Here is a 22,170-nt window from a genome sequence, read left to right as displayed (position 1 = left end):
TGGTCGCTCTCATCGTGCGGCGCCGGCGGCGGCCGCGGGGGTCGGGTGGTTCGGGGACTGGTGGGCGTGGCTCGCCTGGTAGGCCAGCACGGCGTCGAGGGTCGCGGTGCGGTGGCGTCGCGCCGTCAGCTCGATCTCGAGCGGGTCGGCGCCCAGCTCGATGAGTTCGACGATGCGGTCGTGCTCGGCGACCGAGTCGCGGGCGCGGCCGGGTACGAAGCTGAACGACGAGTCGCGCAGCATCCGCATCCGGTTCCAGCCGCGATGCACGAGGTCGAGCACGTGCGGGTTCGGGCACTCCTCGAACAGCACCGCGTGGAACTCGAGGTTGAGCTCGGTGAAGCGGTGCGGGTCGAAGTCGTCGAGGGTGCGCCGCATCCGCTCGTTGATCTCGCGCGCCCGGCGCAGATGGTCGGCGCCGAGGTGCGGCGCCGACAGCGCGGTGGCGGCGCCCTCGACGATCGCGAGGGTCTGCATGGTGTGCAGGTACTCGGTCTCCTTGATGAGCGCGACCTGCGCGCCCACGTTGCGCTCGAAGGTGACGAGCCCCTCGGCCTCGAGACGGCGGATCGCCTCGCGCACCGGCACGACCGACACGTCGAGCTCCCTGGCGATCTGGCCGAGCACGAGCCGGTACCCGGGAACGTAGCGCCCGTCGTCGATGCGCTCGCGGATGAACCCGTAGGCGAGTTGCGACTTGCTCTCAGCGGTCAACGCGGCCTCCAGGTGCGCGGTCCGCCTCGTAGCGGGCGCGCCACGCCTCGTTCATGGGGAACAGGCCGTCGACGGATGCCCCGGCCGCGACCTGTGCGGACACCCACTCGTCTTCCGCCTCCTGGGCCGCCGCCTCGCGGGCGACGTCCCAGGCGAGCGAGGGCGGGATGACGATCACGCCGTCGCCGTCGCCCACGATGACGTCGCCGGGCTCGACGGCCGCGCCGCCGCATGAGACGGCGACGTCGACCTCCCACGGCACATGGCGGCGCCCGAGCACCGACGGGTGCGGCCCCTGCGAGAAGGTCGGGATGTCCATGGCGGCGACCACCTCGAAGTCACGGGTGCCGCCGTCGGTGACGATGCCGGCCGCGCCGCGCACCTGCGCCCGCAGCGCGAGCACGTCGCCGACCGTGCCGGTGCCGCGCTCGCCGCGGGCGTCGATGACGATGACCTCGCCGGGCTCGACCGTGTCGAAGGCGAGCTTCTGCGCGTTGTATCCGCCGCCCCTGCGGGCGAACAGGTCGGGACGGAACGGGATGAACCGCAGGGTGCGGGCGCGTCCGACGACGCGTGCGCCGGGGCGGTTGGCGCGCACCCCCTCGAGGAAGACCTCGGTGTAGCCGCGCTTGCGCAGTTGCACGCTGAGGGTCGCCACGCCGACGGACCCGAGCAGCTCCCGCAGCTCGTCGGTGAGCTCGAACGGCGGCGCGGCGGCATCCGGAACCCGATCGGCGGGTGCGATGCCCGCCGTCTGCGCGTCGCCCCACGCCTCGATCCGCTGGAGGTCGTCGACGGCGGGTGCGGAGCCGAAGTCGCCGAACGGGGTGGTGCCCTCGGTGATCGTCGTGCGGAGGCGTCCCGAGCTCGGGGCGCCGGGCGCCAGCGGTGCGTCGACCTCGACCTCCACCACGTCGCCGGGCACGACGACCGAGGATCCCGCGGGCGTGCCGGTGAGGATGACGTCGCCCGTCTCGAGCGTCATGAGCTGCGAGAGGTCGGCGACGAGGCGGCCGAACGGGAACAACAGCGTGTCGGTCGTGTCCTCCTGCACGAGGGCGCCGTTCACCCAGGTGCGCACGCGCAGGGCGTCGGCGGCGACGGATGCCGCGTCGATGAGGTCGGGGCCGAGCGGCGTGAACCCGTCGCCGCCCTTCGAGCGCACGTTCGACCCCTTGTCTGCGGCGCGCAGGTCGTAGAGCCCGAAGTCGTTGGCCGCGGTGACGGCCGCGACGTGTCGCCAGCCATCGTCGGGGGAGACCCGGCGCGCGGGCTCGCCGATGACGAGTGCGACCTCACCCTCGAAGGCGAGGAGCTCGGTGCCCGCCGGGCGTTCCAGCACGTCGCCGGATGCCGCGACCGACGAGGAGGGCTTCAGGAAGTAGCTCGGCTGCTCGGGGGTGCGACCGCGCTGCGCCGCGCGCGACGGGTAGTTGAGGTGCACGGCGATGATCTTGCCGGGGGTGGCGATGCCGGAGCTGCGCATGGACGTCCTCGTCTGTTGGTATCTCAAATGATATACGATCCGGGAAGGTGGACGGCTCCCGGTTCAGTAGCTCGCACGTGGGGCGTCGGTGGACGTCTCCGACGTGTCGGGGATGAACCGGGCCGCGAGGGCCTCGGAGGCGCGCGCCAGCAGCGCGACATCCGCTCCGACGAGCACGAACGCCGCGCCGGCGGCGAGGTAGCGGTCGGCCGCCGCGGGGTCGAACGCGTTCACGCCGCAGGGCTTGCCCGCCTCGACCGCCGCGTGGATCGAGCGCAGCACCCCGTCGACGACCTCCGCGTGGTCCTGCTGCCCGAGTCGTCCCATCGAGGCGGCGAGGTCGGCGGGGCCGACGAGGATCCCGTCGACGCCGTCGACCGCGACGATCTCGGCCACATGCTCGACGGCGGCCCGCGATTCCACCTGCACGAAGAGCGAGATCGTGCTCGAGGCATCCGCGAGGTAGCCGGGCACCCGGTTCCATCGCGAGGACCTGGCCAGCGCACTGCCCACGCCGCGGACGCCGAGGGGCGGGTACCGCACGGAGCGAACGACCTCGGCGGCCTGCTCGGCGGAGTCGACCATCGGCACGAGGAGGTTCTGCGCGCCGAGGTCGAGGTACTGCTTGATGACGACCGTGTCGCCGAACGGCGGGCGTACGAGGGGCGCGACGGGGTAGGCGGCCACCGCGTGCAGCTGGGCGATGATCGACTCGGGACCGTTGGGGGAGTGCTCGGCGTCGATGAGCACGACGTCGAGGCCGCTGCCGGCGGCGATCTCGGCGTTCAGCGCGCTGCCCGAGCACACCCACATGCCCACGAGCGGCCGGTCGGATGCCGCGAGCCGCGCGGCGAGCGTGGGCGGAAGCGTCATTCGAACCGGCATGTCACCGTTCCCAACTCGCGGTAGTCCGCGTGCACCGTGTCGCCGCGCTGCACCCACATCGGGCGCGTGAACGAACCGGCGAGGATGATCTCACCCGCCTCGAGCGCCTGGTCGTGCTGCGCCAGCTTGTTCGCGAGCCACGCGACCCCCATGGCCGGGTGGCCGAGCACCGCCGCCGCGACCCCCGACTCCTCGATCACCTGGTTGCGGGAGAGGAGCGCGGAGACCCAGCGAAGGTCGACGGCGTCGGGCTTCACCGGGCGGCCGCCGACGACCATAGCGCCCATGGCTGCGTTGTCGGAGATGGTGTCGACGATCGTGCGGCCCTCGAGCGCGATGTGGGAGTTCAGGATCTCGAGGGCGGGCACGACGTACGCCGTGGCGTCGAGCACGTCGAAGACGGTCGTGTGCGGCCCCTCGAGCCGGTCGCGGAGCACGAACGCCAGCTCGACCTCGATGCGCACGTTCGAGAAGCGGTCGAACTCGACGGAAGCCCCGGACTCGAGGACCATGTCGTCGAAGATCACGCCGTAGTCGGGCTCGGTGATGCCGGTGGCGGCCTGCATCACCTTGGAGGTGAGGCCGATCTTGCGGCCGACGAGCCGGCGGCCGGTGGCGATGCCGCGGTCCGCCCATTCGCGCTGCACGGCGTAGGCGTCGTCGACGGTCATGCCGGGATGGCGGGCGGTGAGGAGCGGCACCGTGCTCCGCGCCCGGTCGGCGTCGGCGAGCTCATCGGCGATCGCCGCGATCTGCTGGGGGTCGAGCACGTGCGCTCCACTTCGTCGTCGGATGCTGGTGCGATCGTATACGATCCGGCGACCCGGCGGCGAGCGACGAATGCCCGACAGGGGATGAAGGGCGTGCCGGCTCGGGCGACGGCACGGCCTCGGCCTGGGCGAGAGGCTCGCGCGTCCCGCCCAGGCCCTCAGCTCGGGACAGGCGGGATCAGACCCGGCGGCTGCCCGTCAGCATGCGCACCAGCCACACGATCACGGCGATCACGAGCAGGACGATGCCGACCCAGAGCAGGAAGTTCAGGGACTGCACGAACCCGCCGGTGAGGAGCAGGATGATGGCGATGATGGCGATGATGATCAGCAGGATGTTCATGCTGGTCACTCGACCACATCTGCACGATTGCTGTCGAGGGCTTCCGCTGCGGCGCAGATTGTGCCATGCGCGGGTGGTCGAGCGGGCAGAATGGGTCGGGTGAAGACGATCCAGCTGCGCCGGTACACGCTCGTCGACGGAGAGTACGACGCGTTCGTCGAATGGTGGCGCGGGTCCATGCCCGTCGTGCGGCCGCCGGCCGGGTTCACCATCGAGTTCGCCTACGGCGTGCGCGAGTCGAACGAGTTCGTCTGGGCGGTGAGCGCCGAGGGCGACCGCGAGGAGTTCGGCCGGCTCGAGCAGGCCTACCTGGCGTCGGATGCCCGCGCCGCGGTGTTCGACGGGGTGCCGCAGCGCGTCGCGGTCTACGACATCCGGTTCGTCGACGACGCCCCAGCCGGCTGACGCGCCGCCGCGTCGTGCGCGCGTGCGTGTGCACGCCACGGTGTACAGGGACCGCACGCTCGCGGCCCCATAGACTCGAGGGCATCCCCCGGAAGACACGTGGTCGACGCTGCCCACCGGCAGGCACGGCCCGAGGATGACACGGCGACGTCGCCCACCCGCGCGCGCCCGAGAAGGAACACCGTGAGCCACGACTTCGACGCCCGACGTGCGGAATGGATCGCCCGAGAGGAGCTCGCCGAGCGGATGATCCCGCTCATCGGCGGCCTCTATCGCGACCACGGGGTGGTGACCTCCATCCACGGTCGGCGGCTCATCAACCGGTCGGCGATCGCGCTCGTCAAGGCGCACCGCTTCGCGCGCCAGGCCGGCGACGAGGAACTCCCGCTCGTCGACACGATGCGCGTGCTCGAGGCGCTCCGCGAGCTGCGCCCCGGCGCGGCATCCGTCGACGTCGCACGGCTGGTCTCGCGGTACCGCGAGTCGGGCGCCGAGGGCGAGCGGATGCCGCTGGCCGACTTCCTGCGCGGCGAGCTCGCCCCCGTGCTCGGTGCTGACGACGCCGCCGACGCGGCGCCTGCGGCATCCGGCGCCGACGTCGTGCTCTACGGCTTCGGCCGCATCGGACGGCTGCTCGCCCGCATCCTCATCGCCCACACGGGCGGGGGCCAGGGGCTGCGGCTGCGCGCGATCGTCGTGCGCAAGGGCTCGGCGAACGACCTCGTGAAGCGCGCGAGCCTGCTGCGCCGCGACTCGGTGCACGGCCCGTTCGCCGGCACGATCGAGGTCGACGAGCAGGCCAACACGATCCTGGCGAACGGCACGCTCATCCAGGTGATCTACGCGAACGACCCGGCGACGATCGACTACACCGCCTACGGCATCCACGACGCGATCGTGGTCGACAACACCGGCCGGTGGCGCGACGAGGAGGGGCTCTCGCAGCACCTCCGGTCGACGGGGGTGGCCCGGGTGCTGCTCACCGCGCCCGGCAAGGGCGCGATCAAGAACATCGTGCACGGCATCAACCACGGCGACATCGCGGCATCCGACCGCATCCTCTCCGCCGCGTCGTGCACCACCAACGCGATCACCCCGGTGCTGAAGGCGGTCGACGACGCCTACGGGGTGGTGCGCGGCCACGTCGAGACCGTGCACTCGTTCACGAACGACCAGAACCTCATCGACAACTTCCACTCGGGCGATCGCCGCGGCCGCTCGGCCGCGCTGAACATGGTCATCACCGAGACCGGCGCGGCGAAGGCCGTCGCCAAGGCGCTGCCGACCTTCGCCGGCAAGCTCACCGGCAGTGCCATCCGGGTCCCCACGCCCGACGTGTCGCTTGCGATCCTCAACCTGCAACTGGAGCGCCCGGCGTCGAAGGCCGAGCTCAACCGGTACCTTCGGCAGGTGTCGCTCACGTCGCCGCTGCGCCAGCAGGTCGACTACATCGAGTCGCCTGAGGTGGTCTCCACCGACTTCGTCGGCTCGAACCGGGCCGGCATCGTCGACGGGCTCGCCACGATCGCCGACGGCACCGACGCGGTGATCTACGTCTGGTACGACAACGAGTACGGCTACTCCTGCCAGGTCGTGCGCGTCATCGAGGCGATGGCCGGCACGCACCCGCTCGTGCTCCCCGAACGGCAGCCCGTGGTCCTCGAACGCGAGCTCGCGGCGTCCGTCGCCTCGGTCGCCTCGGTCGCCTCGGCCGCCGACGACGCTCGCTGAGCGCGGCGGGCGGGCCGCCTCGCAGTCGTCCTAGGCTGGAAGCATGAGCACCGAAGCCGTCATCGTCGACGTCATCCGCACGCCCGTCGGCCGCGGCAAGCCCGGAGGCATCCTCTCGGGCGTGCATCCCGTCGACCTGCTCGCCGGCGTGCTCGACGCGCTGGTGGCCCGCAACGACCTCGATCCGGCACTCGTCGACGACGTGATCGGCGGATGCGTCAGCCAGATCGGCGAGCAGAGCTACAACATCACCCGCAACGCCGTGCTCGCCGCGGGCTTCCCCGAGACGGTGCCCGGCACCACCATCGATCGGCAGTGCGGGTCGAGCCAGCAGGCCGCGACCTTCGCCGCGCAGGCGGTGCTCGCCGGCCAGGCCGACATCGTGATCGCGTGCGGTGTGGAGTCGATGAGCCGCGTGCCGCTCGGCTCGAGCGCCGCGGGCGCCGACCCGTACGGCTCGCGGCTCCGCACGCGGTACCCCGAGGGGCTCGTGAACCAGGGAGTGTCGGCCGAGCTCATCGCCGCGAAGTGGGGCTTCTCGCGCGAGGAGCTCGATGTGTTCGCGGCCCGGTCGCACCGGCTCGCGGCCGAGGCGGGTGAGTCGGGCGCGTTCGCGACCGAGGTCGTGCCCGTGCCCGGCGTGGATGCGCTCGCCGACGAGACCGTGCGACCCGGCACGACGGTCGAGTCGCTCGCGGGCCTCAATCCCGCGTTCCGCAGCGATCGGCTCGCCGAGCGGTTCCCCGAGCTCGACTGGCGGATCACGCCCGGCAACTCGTCACCCCTCACCGACGGCGCGTCGGCCGCGCTCATCATGAGCGCCGAGGCGGCCGAACACCTCGGGCTCGAGCCACGGGCGCGATTCCGGGCGTTCTCGGTGGTCGGCAGCGACCCGCTCTACATGCTCACCGGCGTCATCCCCGCAACCGAGCGGGTGCTCGAGCGCGCCGGTCTCGTGCACGCCGACATCGACGCCTACGAGGTGAACGAGGCGTTCGCGTCGGTGCCGCTCGCCTGGCTCCGCGAGACCGGGGCGGATGCCGCGAAGCTCAACCCCCGGGGCGGCGCGATCGCCCTCGGGCACGCCCTCGGGTCGTCGGGCACGCGCCTGCTCACCACGCTTGTCAACCAGCTCGAGGCCACGGGCGGGCGCCTTGGCCTGCAGACGATGTGCGAGGGCGGCGGGATGGCCAACGCGACGATCATCGAGCGGATCTGACGTTCCACCCCTCAGTCCCGGCCCACTGGCCGAGGTCTCCACGAAAGGACATCACATGGAACTCGACGGCGCCTCCGCGATCGTCACCGGCGGGGCATCCGGCCTCGGACGCGCCACCGCCCGCGCGCTCGTCGAAGGCGGCGCCTCCGTCGTCCTCGTCGACCTGCCGGGCCCGCGCGGCGAGGAAGCTGCGGCCGAGCTCGGCGACCGTGCCCGCTTCGTGGCGGCGGATGTCGCGAACGAGGCCGAGGTGCAGGCCGCCGTCGACGCGGCATCCGCCCTCGCACCGCTGCGGGTCGCCGTGAACTGCGCCGGCATCGTCACCGCGAACCGCACCGTCGGACGCGACGGGCCCGCGCCGCTCGAGGCGTTCGAGCGCACGATCCGGGTGAACCTCATCGGTACGTTCAACGTGACCCGGCTCGCGGCCGCCGCGATGGCCGCGACCGACCCCGTCGAGGGGTCGGTGCCCGGCGGCCCGGCGACGGCGGAGCGCGGCGTCATCGTGAGCACCGCGTCGGTCGCGGCGTTCGACGGGCAGATCGGGCAGGCGGCCTACTCCGCGTCGAAGGCCGCGGTCGCCGGCATGACCCTGCCGATCGCCCGGGACCTGTCGAAGCTGCTCATCCGCGTCGTCACCATCGCGCCCGGGATCTTCGAGACGCCGATGATGGCCGGCATGCCCGACGACGTGCGCCACTCCCTCGAGGCCCAGGTGCCGCATCCGTCACGGCTGGGACACCCCACCGAGTACGCGGCGCTCGTGCGCTCGATCATCGCGAACCCGATGCTGAACGGCGAGGTGATCCGCCTCGACGGCGCGATCCGGATGCAGCCGAAGTAGGCCGCACCCGGATCGCGGGTCACGCGGCGACTGGCTGGGAGTCGACCCCGGCGCGACGGCCGCTCGCGGCGCGCCACGCCTTGATGCCGCCATCGACCACGTCCCACGCGGCCGCCGCGATGACCACGACCACGATGATGGCGACGATGATCGGACCCGACTGGCCCCACGGCCAGTCCATGGCGTCGAGCGCGGCCGGATTGAGCAGTTGCCCGGTGAGGAAGAGCCACAGGGCCGGCACGGCGAACGCGACGTTGAGGACCAGGTTGGCCCCGGCGAGCCACCAGTTCCAGCCCCAGGCGTAGAGCGCGAACGCGAAGAGGATCTCGAGCACGATGAGCCCGAGGAAGTACGGCAGCCAGAAGCTCCACAGCGCCGGGTCGAGCAGCGGCACCGACTCGAGGTCGTCGATCCAGGGCACGCCGAACTGCTGGAGCACGATCAGGCCCGCGAACACCACGAGCATCACGACCGAGCCGATCAGCTCGCCGCGCCGCGACGCCTTCGCCGGCTCGGGCAGGGCGGGCAGCATGTCGAGCGTCCATGGGGCGTCGATGCCGCGGCGGCCGGCCGGGGCCGGGGTGCGCTCGAGCACGGCGAAGATCAGCGTCGTCCAGAATCCGATGTGCACGGCGACCGAGATCGTCAGGCCGATCGCCGACCCGATGATCTCGCCGATGTCGGCACCCGCCACGGCCTTCGCGATCGCGATGCCGAGGGCCGCGAACGGCAGCACGACCGCGAGGAGCAGCTTCAGCAGGCGCCACCACACCAGGAAGTAGCGCGGGCCGATGAGCTGCAGCGGGCGGTCGACGTAGCGGGCCGCGAGCGCGACCGGGTCGCCGAGCTCGGTGAGGGCCGCGCGCTCGGCGTCGATGGGCGAGCGCCCGCCCTCGACGAGCGCGTCGGTCTCGTCGCCGATGCGCTCGCGCAGCTCTCGCTCGAGCTCGGTGCGCTGGGCCTCCGGCACGCTGCGGGCCGCGGCCCACACGTAGCGGTCGGTGAGGGTGGTCATCGTTCGTCTCCTGTGGTGGTGAGTCTGGTGAGCGCGTCGTCGACACGGCGCCAGTCGGTGGTGAGGACCTCGGCGAGGGCTTCGCCGGTGGGGCTGGTGCGGTAGAACTTGCGGGGCCGCGCCTCGTCGGTGTTCCACTCGCTGAGGAGCAGGCCCTGCTTCTCGAGGCGCCGGAGGAGCGGGTAGAGCGTGTTCGCGTCGACGAGGATGCCGAGCGCGTTCAGCGACTCGAGGAGCGCGTACCCGTAGTCGGGCCGGCGCAGGCGCACGAGGCAGGCGAGCACCACGGTGCCGCGTCGCAGCTCCTGGATGTGGCCGGCCGTCGTCTCATCGGTGCTCATGCGTCACACGATACTGTGTGACACACACTATTGCAAGACACACATCGAGGTGCCGCGGCACCCTCGGTTTCTTCGCACTGACCCGCCCCAAGCTCGCGTCGATACCTTGTGCTCGGCGCGCGAAGCGCCGAGTTGGGCACCGAACACAAGGTTTCGACGCGCGCCGCAGCACGGCGCCGGCCGGCCGCGGAGGGCGGCGGCGCGGAGGGCGCCGCGAGGGTGTCGGATGCCGCTACTGGTCGGCGTGGGCCTCGAGGAACGCGTACACCTCGGCGTCATCGACGCCCGGGAAGGTGCCCGAGGGCAGCGGCGAGAGCACGTGGGCGTGCAGGCGCGCACTCGGCCAGGCACGGCCCGACCAGCGCTCGGCGAGTCCGTTCGGCGCCCGCCGGCAGCATCCCTCGTCGGGGCACGTCGACACCGCCCGCAGCGTGGTCTCGCGCCCGCGGAACCACTTCGCCTGCGCGAACGGCACGCCCACCGTGATCGAGAACTCCGCGGCATCCGTGCGCCCGGTCTGCGTGGCGCACCAGAAGGTTCCCGCGGGAGTGTCGGTGTACTGGTAGTTCTCGGTGGTGCGGTTGGTGTGCTCGAAGGCCGTGCGGGCGCTCCATTTCTTGCACACCCACTGCCCCTCGATCGAGCCGGTGACGTCGGTGGGCAGCACGAGCCCGTCGTTCTCGTAGCCCTTCAGCAGCGCGCCGTCGCCCGCGACCCGTAGGAAGTGCAGGGTCATGTCGAGGTGGCTGGTCGCGAGGTTGGTGAAGCGCAACGCGGCCGCCTCGTGCGTGACGCCGAACGCGTCGCGGAAGTCCTCGATGGCGAGTCGCTTCTCCTTCTTGGCCTGCTGGAGGAAGGCGACGGATGCCTCCTGCGGCATCAGGCACGCGGCGGCGAAGTAGTTGATCTCGAGCCGCTGCCAGAGGAACTCGTCGTAACTCGCCGGCGGGGTGTGCCCGAGAAGTCGGTGCGCCATCGCCTGCAAGGCCATGGAACGCAGCCCGTGACCACCCGGGATGGACGCGGGCGGCAGGTAGATGCGGCCGTTGGCGAGGTCGGTGATGGACCGCGTCGAGTCGGGCAGGTCGCTCACGTAGATGAGCTGGAAGCCGAGGCGCTCGGCCATCACGCTCACCTCGCGGTGGGTGAGCGCGCCGGTGCGGTGGCCCGAGGCCCGCACCTGCTCCTCGGCGAGCTGCTCGATGTGCGGGAGGTAGTTGTCCTGGTCGCGCATGCGCTCGCGCAGGTCGGTGTTCGCGCGACGGGCCTCCTCGGGCGTCGCGATCGCCTCGCTCGCGCGGCGCTGCAGCTCGCGGTGCAGGCCCACGATGGCCTCGAGCGTCTCGTCGCTGATGCCCCGGCCGGGCCGCACGGCCGGAAGCCCGAGCGTCGCGTAGAGGGCGCTCGACTGCGCGCGGCCGAGCTCGAGTTCGAGGGCGGCGCGGCGGCTCGGCGCCTCGCGCGCGAGCAGGTCGGCCAGCTCGACGCCGAGTGCGGCCGCGAGGGCGTCGAGCGTGGAGAGCTTCGGCTCGCGCTTGCCGTTCTCGATCAGGGAGAGCTGGCTGCCTGCCAGGCCCACGGCATCGCCGAGCTGGTCGAGGGTCAGTCCGCGCTCACCGCGGAAGTGGCGGATGCGGTGTCCGAGGGTGGCGAGGTCGGGCGTGCCGGCTTTCATGGCTTAAGGATAGCGAAAGAACATGCGTTCTTAACGCCCATTTGAATCGAACGGACCCCTCAAACCGTCGCATCCTTGAAGTACGAACCAATCCGACCCCCGGTCGGGAACCACGAAAGGGACGACGATGACGATCTCAGAGTTCTCGATCGGAACCTCCGGCTCCGAGTCATCCGAGCACGCGCAGCGCGGCACCACCGACCCCGCCCTCCGTGCCTGGGTCGACGAGATCGCCGCGCTCACCAAGCCCGACGAGATCGTCTGGTGCGACGGCTCCAAGCACGAGGCCGACCTGCTCACCAAGCAGCTCGTCGCCGAGGGCAAGCTCGTGAAGCTGAACCCCGAGTGGCGACCGAACAGCTACCTCGCGCGCACCGACGCCGGCGATGTCGCCCGCGTCGAGGACCGCACCTTCATCTGCTCCACCTACGAGGAGGACGCCGGCCCCACGAACAACTGGCGCGATCCCCGCGAGATGCGCACCGAGTTGCTCGACGTCTTCGACGGCTCGATGAAGGGCCGCACGATGTACGTCGTGCCGTTCTCGATGGGCCCGCTCGGCGGCCCCATCTCGCAGCTCGGCGTCGAGATCACGGATTCGCCCTACGTCGTGCTCTCGATGGGCATCATGACCCGCATGGGCGAGTCCGTGTACCGCCTCATCGAGGCCGGTGAGCCGTGGGTGCGCACGATCCACTCGGTCGGCTACCCGCTCGTCGACGGGGTCGGCCACCGCCGACCCGAGGTCGACTGGCCGTGCAACGAGACGAAGTACATCGTGCAGTTCCCCGACTCGCGCGAGATCTGGTCGTACGGCTCGGGCTACGGCGGCAACGCGCTGCTCGCGAAGAAGTGCTTCGCGCTCCGCATCGCGAGTGTCATGGCTCGCGACGAGGGCTGGCTCGCCGAGCACATGCTGCTCATCAAGGTGACGTCGCCCGCCGGCAAGGTGTACCACGTCGCTGCGGCATTCCCGTCGGCGTGCGGCAAGACGAACCTCGCGATGATGCAGCCCACGATCCCCGGATGGCGCGTCGAGACCATCGGCGACGACATCGCCTGGATGCGGCCGGGCGAGGACGGCCGCCTCTACGCGATCAACCCCGAGGCCGGATTCTTCGGGGTCGCGCCCGGCACGGGCGAGACCACGAACCCGACCGCCGTGCAGACCCTCTGGGGCAACACGATCTTCACGAACGTGGCGCTTCGTCCCGACGGCGACGTCTGGTGGGAGGGGCTGACGGATGAGGCGCCGGCCGAGCTCACCGACTGGGAGGGGAACCCGTGGACCCCGGCATCCGGGCGCCCCGCCGCCCACCCGAACTCCCGGTTCACCGTGGCGGCGGCGCAGTGCCCGCAGATCTCCGACGACTGGGACGCGCACGACGGCGTGCCGATCGACGCGATCCTCTTCGGCGGGCGTCGGGCCACCAACGTGCCCCTCGTCGCCGAGGCGCGCAGCTGGAAGCACGGCGTGTTCATGGGCGCGACCATCTCCTCCGAGCAGACCGCCGCAGCCGAGGGCACCGTGGGCGAGCTGCGTCGTGACCCGTTCGCGATGCTGCCGTTCTGCGGCTACAACATGGCCGACTACTGGGGTCACTGGGTGAAGATGGGCCGCGTCCTCGGCGACCACGCGCCGAAGATCTTCCAGGTGAACTGGTTCCGCAAGGGTGCCGACGGCTCGTTCCTCTGGCCCGGATTCGGCGAGAACTCGCGCGTGCTCGAGTGGATCGTCGGGCGCATCGAGGGCGGCGCCGACGCGGTGGAGACGCCGATCGGCCTGCTCCCGGCATCCGACTCGCTCGACCTCGACGGCATCGAGATCACGGATGACGCGCTCGAGCAGCTCTTCGACGTGGACCGCGACTCGTGGCTCGCCGAATGCGACCTCACCGAGGAGTACTTCGCGCAGTTCGGCGACCGCGTGCCCGCCGCGCTCAAGGCGGAGCTCGCGAGCCTGCGCTACCACCTGCAGCACCAGGAGGCATAACCCGCCCACGATGGTGCGCCCCGGTCCGCTGGGGCGCACCATCGTGCGGTTGACGGATGCCGCGGGCGTGCGCGCACGGGAAGGCGCCGCGTCCGCGGCATCCGTCATCCGCCTCAGCGGCACGTCGCGTCGCGACGACCCGCTCACGGCGCTAGCGTGTGCGGCGGGAGGCGCCATGGAGTTCGGCACCATCATCGAGTCGATCGGCCAGGTCATCGACGTGGTCGGCGTGCTGGCCATCGTGGTCGGCGTGCTCTACGCGAGCATCGACGCCGGTCTCAGGGGCATCCGCGGGAAGTATCCGATCTACGATCGATTCCGCCGCGTGCTCGGCCGCGCCATCCTGCTCGGCCTCGAGCTGCTCGTCGCGGCGGACATCATCAAGACCGTCGCCGTGACGCCCACGCTCGACTCGGTGCTGGTGCTCGCGATCATCGTGCTCATCCGCACGTTCCTCAGCTGGTCGCTCGAGCTCGAGGTCTCGGGGCGGTGGCCGTGGCAGAAGCGCGCCGAGCCGATCGACGATGCCGACGCGACGCCGGCCGCAGCCGACGCACGCTGACGCGCCCGGTCGCCGACCGCCAACCGCCCGGGGACGCGCCACGGCGTTTCCGCCGAGTGGTCGCAACGCGCGCAGATCCCTCACGGAAGACCGCCGATCGTGACCACTCGACGCCAAGCGCTGCGTGTCACCGCCCGGCCGGACGCCATCCACGGGCCCGAAGCGCTCGCTCGATCAACGCGACCGTGGCGGGCAGGGCATCGAACTGGCGTGCACCGACGCGGAGGCAGAGCCATCCGAGCTCCTGGTACCGGTTGAACCGATCGAGATCGTGCGCCCACTGTCGTCCGTCGATGAGGTGATGGGCACCTTCGTACTCGATCAGCACCCGGTAGTCGGGAAAGGCGAGGTCGGCGACGGCGACCGTGGTTCCCACCGCGTCGACCACGGCGAAGCCAGGGGTGGGCCTCGGCAGTCCGGCGTGCACGAGACGCAACCGGAGCCTGGTCTCGCGCGATGAGTCGGCCTCCTCGACCGCCTCGGGAATGGCACGGCGGAGCAGGCGGATGCCACGAGCACCCGGATGCCGCAGCAGCATCCGCTCGAGCTCGTGAACCGTGGCGAGGGGCCGGCGGCGGCACAGGATCCGATCGGCGGCGACGATGAGGTCCTCCACGCTGAGACCCGTCGTCGCCAGGTCCAACCAGGTCCGGGCCGGCGCCGTCACGGCGACTGGTCCGGCGAGGTGCAACTCGCCTGGGCGCAGGTTCATACGATGCCCGCGAACTCCGGCGCCCCGTGGACGCGGCAGCTCCGGACCCACGCCGAGGTGCACCAGGCCTCGGTCGTGCGGCGGCTCGACCTGCAGGCCCCAGAACGCCGCGGCCGTGCCATGGCTCAGGAACGACCCGGGAGGGCGCCGTGCCAGCAGCTGCGCGCGGAGGTCCGGCCCGTCTGCGGCGTCGGCGGGATGCCGGATGCCCCAAGCCGGCGCCACGAGATCGGACGCCCGCAACCGGGCCGGCGTGAGCCCGTGCGCGCGAGCCTCCGCGACGGTGAAGCCCCGATCGTGCAGGTGTGCTGGAAGCGGGTGCGGAGCTCGCGGCATCCGCTCAGTGTGCGACGTCCACCGCATCGACGGCAGCGCGCTGGTGTCGGGCGGGAGTGAATCCGCGCGTCGCGGCGTGTGGGGGTCGAGTGCGTCGCGGCGCGGCGCCGCGCCGAAGCCGCACGGGTGAGCGGCCACGATGGGGGGAGACCGCCCATGGATGGGAGCGGAACGTGACCGCTCGTCCCTCCCGGCCGGCATGTCGCGCGGGCGCGACGACCGCGGCTGTGCGGGTCACGCGTTGAGGCGCCACGCCGCCACGACGCGGCGGTGGTGCGCGCCCTCGGCCGGGCGCATGTCGATGAGGGCGACGGTGTCGAGCACCACGCGGTCACCCGGGACGAGGGCGCCGTGGTGCTTGCGCGTGACGTGGGGCCGGAAGTCGAGGCGCGCGCGCACGTCGATGCCCGCCGCGGCCAAGCCGCGCATCGCGCGGCCTCGCAGCGCTGCGAGCTCACCCGCGTCGTGCACGAGGGTCACGGGAACGTCGCCCCGGCGGCCGAACATCGCCTCGTCGCCGGCGGTGGCGCGAACCGGCGACCCGCCCGAGCCGATGCCCTCGACGCCGGCGAGGATGCCTGCGACCTCCTCGCCCGCCACGTCGGCCTGGAACGGCTCGACGAGCGTAACGTGCAGCGGCCAGTCGGCGACGGTGAACTCGTCGCCCTCCGTGAGCGGCACCAGCGGCAGCACGACGACGAAGCGCGGCATCCGGCGATTCTAGACCGCGGTCTGCTGCGTCGGCCGGATGCCGGTCAGGCGTCCCCATGCGGCTCGTCGAGCCGTCCGAGCAGGCGCAGCATCGCGGCGGGGGCGTAGCGGAACTCGACTGTTCCGCTGGCGCCGGGCTCCGACGGGCCGATCCAGGTGCTGGAGCCCTCGTGCACGCGCACCCAGCCGTCCTGGAAGAGCAGGTCGGTGCCGATGACGAAGGCCATCGCGGGCGTGTCGCCCTGGCGCACCGTGATCGAGCCCTCGAACACCTGCGATGCCGAGGCGTCCTGGTCCTCCCGGGCCTGCACGCCGACGAGCGGGCGCGCGATGGGGGTGGCGAAACCGGGAGCCTCGAACGGGCTCGCCTTCGCGGCATCCGGCACGATGCCGAAGTGCACGCTCGTCGACGCGAGGCTGAGCTCGGCCCGTCCGTCGAGCACGAGGCGGCTGGACACGCGGAAGCGGTAGTAGAGGCGTCCGGCTTCGCGTGCCGGCGGCAGCACGGCAAGGCTCGTCCAGTTGCGGGACCAGTTGAGCGGCGCACCCTCGCGGCTCGGCGGGTCGTAGAGGCTCGCCGTGACCCGCACCGCGCCGTCGGTCGTGGTGGGCGCCGCGCGCAGACCGCTGCGACCGCGGTCGGACGCGGGCATCTCGTCGCGCACGGCGGCGAAGGCGGGAAGGCGCAGGGGCTCCCAGTGGCGGAGCCAGCCCTGGATGCCGGCCTGCACCCGCTCGAACGAGTCGCCGAGGCCCGCGCGCGCCGAGGACGCGCCGGCGACGTTCGGCAGGTCGTCGATGAGGTCGACGGGCAGTTCGTCGAGACGGGAGAGGTCGCGCGTGGCGGACATGGTCGCGATGGTCATGATGGTCCTCCGTGGGGGAATAGGCTCGGGGCACCCCGGGATCGGGTGCGGGGGCCCACGCTACGGAGCATGATGCAGCGCGCCATCCCGGCCAGCCCCCATTCGGCCCCGGGGTTCTCCCTGAGTCGGTTCCCGCTCGCGGTGTCCCTCGTTCGGGGGTTTTCGCCACCTCCGCGTCGGCGTAGAGTCCGGCCATCCGCCGCAGCTGTGGCCCGAGACAGCGGCCTCGGCGTGAGCATTCCCGATGCGGCGTTCCTCGAAGGAGAGCACCATGCGTCGATCCACTGCGCTCGCCACGACCGCGATACTCACGGGGGTGGCGCTCACGGCGATCGCGTCGCCGGCCGTCGCCGCGCCGAACGGGCCGAAGCCGCCGTCGCCCGGCGAGACGGTGGCGCAGGCCGAGCACCTCATCGGGCCGCTCACGTTCGACGTGACGCCCGACGGCACCCTCTACGTCGGCCAGGACTTCGCGGGCCTGCTCACGAAGATCTCCGGCGGGACCTCGGAGGACCTCGCGACGGGTCCCGGCGTCGCGGCCGTCTCGACGCTCGACGGCGTCGTCACGTGGGGCGAGCGCGAGGGCGACATGGAGCAGGTCCTCGCGTCCCGGCTCATGCGGCGTGGGGCAGACGGAACGGTGACCTCGGTCGACGTGCTGGCGTGGGAAGAGGAGAACAATCCCGACGCGGACGCCGAGTACGGGTTCCGCGACCTGCCGGAGGAGTGCCTCGCACAGATCCCGCCGTTCCTGCTGCCGTTCGTCGGGCCGCACGGCGGCGCTATCGACACGCATGTCTATGGTTCCCTCATGCTGAAGGACGTGACGTACGTCGCGGATGCGGGCGCGAACGCCGTGCTCGCCGTCGACTCGGCCGGTGACATCTCGACGGTCGCCGTGCTGCCGCCGTCGAGCTTCGTCGCCACGGAGGCGCTCGCCGCGTCATTCGGCCTGCCCGACTGCGTCGTCGGCCATGAGTTCATCACCGAGCCGGTACCGACGGACGTCGAGCTGGGCAAGGACGGCTGGCTCTACGTCACCTCGTTGCCCGGCGGCCCCGAGGACGCGAGCCTCGGCGCGAACGGCTCGGTGTACCGGGTGAACCCGACGACGGGGGAGGTGCAGCTGTACGCGACCGGATTCGCCGGTGCCAGCGGCCTCGCGGTCGCGCCGAACGGAACGGTCTTCGTCGCCGAGTTGTTCGCCGACCGGGTGTCGGTCATCACGAAGCGCGGCGAGGTCAGCACCTTCGCCGAGCTGACCTCGCCTGCCGGCGTCGAGTGGCAGCGCGGCCGGCTCTACGTCTCGACCGACGTGTTCGGCGACGGGAGGGTCGTCTCGATCGGGCTGCGCTAGCGGCCGCGCTCGGGGCCGTCGCGGCAGGCGACGGCCCGGCCGACCTCAGACCAGCAGCTGGTGCGCCGCGAGGTCGCGGTAGAGCGGCACGGCGTCGACGAGCTCCGCGTGGGTGCCCTCGCCGATCACGTGCCCGCCGTCGAGCACGACGATGCGGTCGGAGTCGATCACCGTGGACAGGCGGTGCGCGATCACGATGAGCGTGCGGCCCGCCGAGACGGCGTCGATCGCCTCGCGCATCATGCGCTCGTTCAGGCCGTCGAGCGACGACGTGGACTCGTCGAGCAGCAGGATCGGCGGCGCAGCGAGCAGGGCGCGGGCGATGGCGAGGCGCTGGCGCTCGCCGCCCGAGAGCATGATGCCGTCCTCGCCGACCGCCGCGTCGAGTCCGGCCGGGTCGCGGTCGAGCACCGAGCCGAGGTTCACGGCGCGCAGCACGTGCTCGCACTCGGCGTCGGTCGCGTCGGGGCTGCCGAGCTTGAGGTTGTCGCGGAGGGATCCGGCCAGCACCGGGGCATCCTGCTCGACGTAGCCGATCTGCGCCCGAAGCTCGTGCCGGTCGAGCGTGCGCAGGTCGAGGCCGCCCATGCGCACCTCGCCGACGCTCGGATCGTAGAACCGCTCGATGAGGGCGAGGATCGTGGACTTGCCGGCGCCCGAGGGCCCGACCAGCGCCACCCGCTGGCCCCGCGGGACGTGGAACGAGACGCCGCGGAGCACCGGCTGGCGCGCGGTCACGTCGGGCTCGGGCAGGTGCTCGTCGGGGGAGTCGTTGCCGGGGTCGGCCGGGTCCTGCCGGGTGGCGGCGTACGCGAAGTGCACGTCGTCGAGCTCGATCGCGGGGGCGTCGGGCCGCACGGCGCTGTTCGCGTCGCCGACCATGACGGCGAGCGGGGCGAGGTCGCGGTCGTGCGCGTCCTCGTCGGGCAGGTCGAGGATCTCCTGGATGCGGCCGAGTGCGCCGAGCGCCTGGTTCACCGAGGTGACGGCCCCGAACGCCTGGCCGAGCGGCAGGATCATCATGAAGAGGAAGAGGATGAACGCGACGAGGTCGGCGACGGTGATGGCGCCCGAGGCGACGCGGAAGCCGCCGACGCCGAGCACGACGAGGAACGACACCTGCATGGCGATGCCCGCGACGGGCACGATGAGGGCCGAGACCTTGGCGACGCGCACCCCCATCTCCCACGCGCCCTCGGCGGCCGCGTCGACCGAGCGGATCTCGCGCTCGGTGGCGCCCGACGCCCGGATGGTGCGCACGGCGCTGATGGCCCGCTCGACGGAGGCGGCGACGTCGCCGACCTTCTCCTGCGCCTGGTGCGACGCCTCGCGCACCCGCCCCGAGAGCAGGGTGACCGTGGTGATCGCGATGGCGATGACGAGCACGGTGAGGCCGAGCAGCACGGGGTCGATGATGAGCATCGCGATGAGCGCGCCGATGAAGGTGACGGTGCCGCCGATCGCCTCGACGAGACCCTGGGTGAGGGCGGCGCGCAGCATCGTGGTGTCGCTGCCCACGCGCGACACGAGGTCGCCGGTTCGGCGCGTGTCGAACTCCGCGATGGGCAGGCGCAGCAGCTTCGCGACGAGGCGCTTGCGGCTCGAGAGCACGACGCCCTCGCCGGTGCGCTGCAGCAGGTAGTGCTGGTACCCCGAGATGATGCCGCTGATGATCACGAGGGCGATGAGGCCCCACACGATCCACCCGAGCGGCTGGCCGGCCTCCACGATGGTGATCACCTGGGCGACGAGCAGCGGCTGGGCGAGGCTCGTGATGGCGCCGATGATCGAGAGCACGGCGACCCAGATGAGCACGGGGCGGTGCTCGAAGATGAATGGCAGCAGCTGCCGGAACGTGGCGCGCGGGCCGGTCGGCGGGGTTCCGCGCCGGCCGAAGGAACTGCGTCGGGCGGGGGTGGGGGTCTGCGTGGTGCTCATCTGCTCTTCCTGGTGTGCGAGGTGAGCGGATGCCGCATCCGCCCGATGCCTGCGTCGTCGCCGCCTTGCAGCATACGTCGCCTACCTGCGTCCGTACTTCTTGTGCACCGCCTGCTTCGACACCTCGAGCGCGAGGGCGATGAGCTGCCAGCTGGATCCCGCCGCCCGCGCGCGCCGGACGGCGACGGCCTCGGCGCGGTCGAGCGCGAGGTTCACCTCGATGCGGGCGCGGTGCAGGTCGCGGAGCGCCCGGTAGGGGTCGTCGCCGTCGGCGGCGGCGATGGCGGTGCGGAGCGTGCGGTCGTCCATGTCGTCAACCGTAATTGACGAACGGGCGAAAAGTCAATTCAGGTTGACGGATGCCTCGCCGCGACCTCGGCGGCGGCCGGCGCGGTCGCCGCGGTCGGTGCGTGGGCGCCCGGGCTCGTGAGCACGGAGGCCGCGGCGGCATGACCCGCGAGGCACGCCGCCGCGGCATCAGCCCCCTGCAGCGTCGCAGCGAGGAAGCCGGCGGCGAACGCGTCGCCGGCGCCCGTGAGATCGCGGATGCCGGAGACCGGCGCCACGTCCACCCGCTCGGCGAGCTCGCCGGCGACGATCACGTCGGTCGGCAGCGGCCCGTGCTTGACCACGACCACGGGTGCGACGGATGCCGCGACCGCGCCGCCGCCGGCGAGGCCGAGCAGCGCGGCCTCGTCCTCGTTCGCGAAGCACACGTCGGCGCGCATCGCCCGGATCAGGCCGATCGCCGACCCGACGCCGAGCGCCGACAGCAGCCCGGTCGAGGAGGCGTCGACCGAGACGCGGGCTCCCGCCGAGTGGGCGACACCCGCGAGGCGGACGCACTCGCCGCGCATGGGCTCCAGCTCGAGCCCGTAGGCCGGCACGTGCAGCCAGGCCACCCCGTCGAGCCACCGGTCGTCGACGTGGGCCAAGTCGGCGGAGGCGCCGCGGTCGGGGAACATGGAGCGCTCGCCGTCGGGGTCGACGAGGAGCACGACCGTGCCCGTGCGCCCCTCGCGTTGCACGCGCACGTCGACCCCGGCCGCGGCCAGCTCGGTCATGAGCGCCTCGCCCGCGGCATCCGACCCCACCCGACCGATGAAGCGCGCCGGCACGAGCCGTGCGGCGAGGGCGGCGACGTTCGCGGCGCTCCCGCCCCGGGCGCGGAACACTCGTGCCGCCGTATCGGTCGCGGCGCGCACCGGCTCCGAAGCCCACACGACGACGTCCTCGACGAGGTCACCGACCACGGCGAGCACCCCGGCCGATGCCGCCGGCTCGCGCTCATCCGGCGATGGCACGCGCGATCTCCGCCCCGAGCGCGACGTTGCCGCGGTACACCGCGAGGTTGACCTCGAGGCTCCGCCCGCCGGTCGCCCGCTGCATGTGGTCGAGCAGGAACGGCGTGGTGTCGTGCCCGGTGATGCCGGCGTCGGATGCCGCGGCCAGCGCCTCGGCGAGCACCCGGTCGTGGAACGCGGGGTCGAGCTGCTGCTCCTCGTCGACCGGGTTCGCCACCAGCACCGCCGAGGAGAGGCCGAGCTCGTCGCGCGCGTGCGCCAGCGCCGCGGCATCCGCTGCGCTCTCGATGCGGTAGTCGAGTGCGAAGCCCGAGTCGGCGACGTAGAAGCCGGGGAACCGATTCGTGCGGTAGCCGACGACCGGCACGTTGAGCGTCTCGAGGCGCTCGAGGGTCGCGCCGATGTCGAGGATCGACTTGACGCCCGCGCTCACGAGCGTGATCGGCGTTGTCGCCAGCGTGCCCAGGTCGGCCGACTCGTCGAACGTCTCACTCGCCCCGCGATGCACGCCGCCGAGCCCTCCGGTCGACATGACGCGGACGCCGGCGCGGTGCGCGAGCCACGCCGTCGCCGCCACGGTCGTGCCGCCGTCGAGGCCCTTGGCCCGGGCGATGGGCAGGTCGCGCACGCTCGCCTTCACCACGTCGCCCGGGGTGCAGAGCCGCTCGATCTCGGCGGGGGAGAGCCCCACGACCGCGATGCCGTCGACGACGCCGATCGTGGCGGGCACCACCCCGGCGTCGCGCACCTGTCGCTCGGCCGCCAGCCCGACCTCGAGGTTGCGCGGGGCGGGGAGGCCGTGGCTCAGGATCGTCGACTCGAGCGCCAGCACGGGAGCGCCCGCGTCGATGGCGGCGCGCACCTCATCGGACACGCGGATCGCCGGCGTCAGGGTCTGCATGTCGTCATCGTAGGGGCGCGCTGCGACCGTGCAACAGGCCGCCGCGGCATCCGCTCGCCGAT

Annotated in this window: 22 protein-coding genes; 7 read left to right on the top strand and 15 right to left on the bottom strand. The window is 72.1% G+C overall.

Features of this window, described 5'->3' with window-relative positions; genetic code table 11:
* Positions 1-9: 9 nt before the first annotated feature.
* From J2X63_RS02135 to J2X63_RS02115, 5 genes are all read right to left on the bottom strand, one after another.
* Complete coding sequence (locus J2X63_RS02135; RefSeq protein ID WP_309973414.1) at positions 10-714, bottom strand: GntR family transcriptional regulator; 705 nt, start codon at positions 712-714, stop codon at positions 10-12.
* Positions 704-2,200 carry a fumarylacetoacetate hydrolase family protein gene (locus J2X63_RS02130; RefSeq protein ID WP_309973412.1) on the bottom strand — a complete coding sequence of 499 codons (1,497 nt, stop codon included), beginning with the start codon at positions 2,198-2,200 and terminating at the stop codon, positions 704-706. The genes J2X63_RS02135 and J2X63_RS02130 overlap by 11 nt, the downstream gene beginning before the upstream one ends.
* Positions 2,201-2,263: 63 nt before the next feature.
* Entirely contained in the window at positions 2,264-3,085 is an 822-nt protein-coding gene (locus J2X63_RS02125; protein WP_309973410.1) for an HpcH/HpaI aldolase/citrate lyase family protein, read from the bottom strand.
* Entirely contained in the window at positions 3,070-3,855 is a 786-nt protein-coding gene (gene hpaH, locus J2X63_RS02120; protein WP_309973408.1) for a 2-oxo-hept-4-ene-1,7-dioate hydratase, read from the bottom strand. The genes J2X63_RS02125 and hpaH overlap by 16 nt, the downstream gene beginning before the upstream one ends.
* Before the next feature lie 178 nt (positions 3,856-4,033).
* Positions 4,034-4,198 (bottom strand): hypothetical protein, encoded by a 165-nt coding sequence (locus J2X63_RS02115; RefSeq protein ID WP_309973406.1) that lies wholly within the window; start codon positions 4,196-4,198, stop codon positions 4,034-4,036.
* Between the two features lie 99 nt (positions 4,199-4,297).
* Here J2X63_RS02115 and J2X63_RS02110 point away from each other — a divergent pair, with 99 nt between their 5' ends.
* The 4 genes from J2X63_RS02110 (at position 4,298) to J2X63_RS02095 (ending at position 8,397) form a co-directional block, all read left to right on the top strand.
* Positions 4,298-4,603 carry a hypothetical protein gene (locus J2X63_RS02110; RefSeq protein WP_309973404.1) on the top strand — a complete coding sequence of 102 codons (306 nt, stop codon included), beginning with the start codon at positions 4,298-4,300 and terminating at the stop codon, positions 4,601-4,603.
* A 183-nt stretch (positions 4,604-4,786) separates the two neighbouring features.
* The gene (locus J2X63_RS02105) at positions 4,787-6,334 is read left to right on the top strand and encodes a glyceraldehyde-3-phosphate dehydrogenase (RefSeq protein WP_309973402.1); all 1,548 of its coding nucleotides are present in this window, start codon (positions 4,787-4,789) and stop codon (positions 6,332-6,334) included.
* 43 nt (positions 6,335-6,377) lie between these two features.
* Positions 6,378-7,553: a thiolase family protein gene (locus J2X63_RS02100; RefSeq protein WP_309973400.1), complete on the top strand. Its 1,176-nt coding sequence runs from the start codon at positions 6,378-6,380 to the stop codon at positions 7,551-7,553.
* A gap of 55 nt (positions 7,554-7,608) precedes the next feature.
* A complete protein-coding gene (locus J2X63_RS02095; RefSeq protein ID WP_309973398.1) occupies positions 7,609-8,397 on the top strand; it encodes an SDR family NAD(P)-dependent oxidoreductase in 789 nt (262 codons plus the stop codon).
* A 19-nt stretch (positions 8,398-8,416) separates the two neighbouring features.
* Here the strand turns inward: J2X63_RS02095 and J2X63_RS02090 are convergent, their stop codons facing one another.
* From J2X63_RS02090 to J2X63_RS02080, 3 genes are all read right to left on the bottom strand, one after another.
* Positions 8,417-9,412, bottom strand: a complete 996-nt coding sequence (locus J2X63_RS02090) for a permease prefix domain 1-containing protein (protein ID WP_309973396.1) — start codon at positions 9,410-9,412, stop codon at positions 8,417-8,419.
* Positions 9,409-9,753, bottom strand: a complete 345-nt coding sequence (locus J2X63_RS02085) for a helix-turn-helix transcriptional regulator (protein ID WP_309973393.1) — start codon at positions 9,751-9,753, stop codon at positions 9,409-9,411. Before J2X63_RS02085 ends, J2X63_RS02090 begins: the two co-directional genes overlap by 4 nt.
* A 232-nt stretch (positions 9,754-9,985) precedes the next feature.
* Positions 9,986-11,428 carry a helix-turn-helix domain-containing protein gene (locus tag J2X63_RS02080; protein WP_309973391.1) on the bottom strand — a complete coding sequence of 481 codons (1,443 nt, stop codon included), beginning with the start codon at positions 11,426-11,428 and terminating at the stop codon, positions 9,986-9,988.
* Between the two features lie 127 nt (positions 11,429-11,555).
* On the opposite strand from J2X63_RS02080, the gene J2X63_RS02075 reads away from it, so the two are divergent.
* Both J2X63_RS02075 and J2X63_RS02070 read left to right on the top strand, forming a co-directional pair.
* A complete protein-coding gene (locus J2X63_RS02075) occupies positions 11,556-13,421 on the top strand; it encodes a phosphoenolpyruvate carboxykinase (GTP) (protein WP_309973389.1) in 1,866 nt (621 codons plus the stop codon).
* 10 nt (positions 13,422-13,431) lie between these two features.
* A complete protein-coding gene (locus J2X63_RS02070) occupies positions 13,432-13,983 on the top strand; it encodes a DUF1622 domain-containing protein (protein ID WP_309973387.1) in 552 nt (183 codons plus the stop codon).
* 127 nt (positions 13,984-14,110) lie between these two features.
* Here the strand turns inward: J2X63_RS02070 and J2X63_RS02065 are convergent, their stop codons facing one another.
* From J2X63_RS02065 to J2X63_RS02055, 3 genes are all read right to left on the bottom strand, one after another.
* Positions 14,111-15,031, bottom strand: coding sequence for a hypothetical protein (locus J2X63_RS02065; RefSeq protein WP_309973385.1), 921 nt, complete (start codon positions 15,029-15,031; stop codon positions 14,111-14,113).
* A 234-nt stretch (positions 15,032-15,265) separates the two neighbouring features.
* Positions 15,266-15,742: a 2'-5' RNA ligase family protein gene (locus tag J2X63_RS02060; RefSeq protein WP_309973383.1), complete on the bottom strand. Its 477-nt coding sequence runs from the start codon at positions 15,740-15,742 to the stop codon at positions 15,266-15,268.
* A 44-nt stretch (positions 15,743-15,786) separates the two neighbouring features.
* On the bottom strand, positions 15,787-16,608 hold the full coding sequence (locus J2X63_RS02055) for a hypothetical protein (RefSeq protein ID WP_309973381.1): 822 nt from the start codon (positions 16,606-16,608) through the stop codon (positions 15,787-15,789).
* A gap of 271 nt (positions 16,609-16,879) precedes the next feature.
* Here J2X63_RS02055 and J2X63_RS02050 point away from each other — a divergent pair, with 271 nt between their 5' ends.
* A complete protein-coding gene (locus J2X63_RS02050) occupies positions 16,880-17,965 on the top strand; it encodes a ScyD/ScyE family protein (protein ID WP_309973379.1) in 1,086 nt (361 codons plus the stop codon).
* A gap of 45 nt (positions 17,966-18,010) precedes the next feature.
* Here the strand turns inward: J2X63_RS02050 and J2X63_RS02045 are convergent, their stop codons facing one another.
* The 4 genes from J2X63_RS02045 to J2X63_RS02030 all read right to left on the bottom strand — a co-directional run bounded on the left by J2X63_RS02045 (position 18,011) and on the right by J2X63_RS02030 (position 22,108).
* Positions 18,011-19,903, bottom strand: coding sequence for an ABC transporter ATP-binding protein (locus J2X63_RS02045; RefSeq protein ID WP_309973378.1), 1,893 nt, complete (start codon positions 19,901-19,903; stop codon positions 18,011-18,013).
* Between the two features lie 81 nt (positions 19,904-19,984).
* Positions 19,985-20,212, bottom strand: coding sequence for a hypothetical protein (locus J2X63_RS02040; protein WP_309973377.1), 228 nt, complete (start codon positions 20,210-20,212; stop codon positions 19,985-19,987).
* Positions 20,213-20,250: 38 nt separating this feature from the next.
* Positions 20,251-21,207: a PfkB family carbohydrate kinase gene (locus tag J2X63_RS02035; protein WP_309973375.1), complete on the bottom strand. Its 957-nt coding sequence runs from the start codon at positions 21,205-21,207 to the stop codon at positions 20,251-20,253.
* Positions 21,191-22,108, bottom strand: a complete 918-nt coding sequence (locus J2X63_RS02030; RefSeq protein ID WP_309973373.1) for a pseudouridine-5'-phosphate glycosidase — start codon at positions 22,106-22,108, stop codon at positions 21,191-21,193. The genes J2X63_RS02035 and J2X63_RS02030 overlap by 17 nt, the downstream gene beginning before the upstream one ends.
* Positions 22,109-22,170 lie beyond the last annotated feature (62 nt).

This window comes from Agromyces sp. 3263, assembly GCF_031456545.1.
In the GTDB taxonomy this organism is placed as follows: domain Bacteria; phylum Actinomycetota; class Actinomycetes; order Actinomycetales; family Microbacteriaceae; genus Agromyces.
The sequence above is the reverse complement of the archived record's forward strand: the minus strand, read 5'-3'. Positions and strand labels throughout refer to the sequence as shown.

Excerpts from the sequence above, each read along its gene's own strand:
- J2X63_RS02130 (WP_309973412.1), bottom strand. The coding sequence starts at position 2,200 with ATGCGCAGCTCCGGCATCGCCACCCCCGGCAAGATCATCGCCGTGCAC.
- J2X63_RS02125 (WP_309973410.1), bottom strand. The coding sequence starts at position 3,085 with ATGCCGGTTCGAATGACGCTTCCGCCCACGCTCGCCGCGCGGCTCGCG.
- J2X63_RS02115 (WP_309973406.1), bottom strand. The coding sequence starts at position 4,198 with ATGAACATCCTGCTGATCATCATCGCCATCATCGCCATCATCCTGCTC.
- J2X63_RS02100 (WP_309973400.1), top strand. The coding sequence starts at position 6,378 with ATGAGCACCGAAGCCGTCATCGTCGACGTCATCCGCACGCCCGTCGGC.
- J2X63_RS02095 (WP_309973398.1), top strand. The coding sequence starts at position 7,609 with ATGGAACTCGACGGCGCCTCCGCGATCGTCACCGGCGGGGCATCCGGC.
- J2X63_RS02090 (WP_309973396.1), bottom strand. The coding sequence starts at position 9,412 with ATGACCACCCTCACCGACCGCTACGTGTGGGCCGCGGCCCGCAGCGTG.
- J2X63_RS02085 (WP_309973393.1), bottom strand. The coding sequence starts at position 9,753 with ATGAGCACCGATGAGACGACGGCCGGCCACATCCAGGAGCTGCGACGC.
- J2X63_RS02080 (WP_309973391.1), bottom strand. The coding sequence starts at position 11,428 with ATGAAAGCCGGCACGCCCGACCTCGCCACCCTCGGACACCGCATCCGC.
- J2X63_RS02075 (WP_309973389.1), top strand. The coding sequence starts at position 11,556 with ATGACGATCTCAGAGTTCTCGATCGGAACCTCCGGCTCCGAGTCATCC.
- J2X63_RS02070 (WP_309973387.1), top strand. The coding sequence starts at position 13,432 with ATGGTGCGCCCCGGTCCGCTGGGGCGCACCATCGTGCGGTTGACGGAT.
- J2X63_RS02065 (WP_309973385.1), bottom strand. The coding sequence starts at position 15,031 with ATGCCGCGAGCTCCGCACCCGCTTCCAGCACACCTGCACGATCGGGGC.
- J2X63_RS02060 (WP_309973383.1), bottom strand. The coding sequence starts at position 15,742 with ATGCCGCGCTTCGTCGTCGTGCTGCCGCTGGTGCCGCTCACGGAGGGC.
- J2X63_RS02055 (WP_309973381.1), bottom strand. The coding sequence starts at position 16,608 with ATGACCATCGCGACCATGTCCGCCACGCGCGACCTCTCCCGTCTCGAC.
- J2X63_RS02050 (WP_309973379.1), top strand. The coding sequence starts at position 16,880 with ATGCGTCGATCCACTGCGCTCGCCACGACCGCGATACTCACGGGGGTG.
- J2X63_RS02045 (WP_309973378.1), bottom strand. The coding sequence starts at position 19,903 with ATGAGCACCACGCAGACCCCCACCCCCGCCCGACGCAGTTCCTTCGGC.
- J2X63_RS02040 (WP_309973377.1), bottom strand. The coding sequence starts at position 20,212 with ATGGACGACCGCACGCTCCGCACCGCCATCGCCGCCGCCGACGGCGAC.
- J2X63_RS02030 (WP_309973373.1), bottom strand. The coding sequence starts at position 22,108 with ATGCAGACCCTGACGCCGGCGATCCGCGTGTCCGATGAGGTGCGCGCC.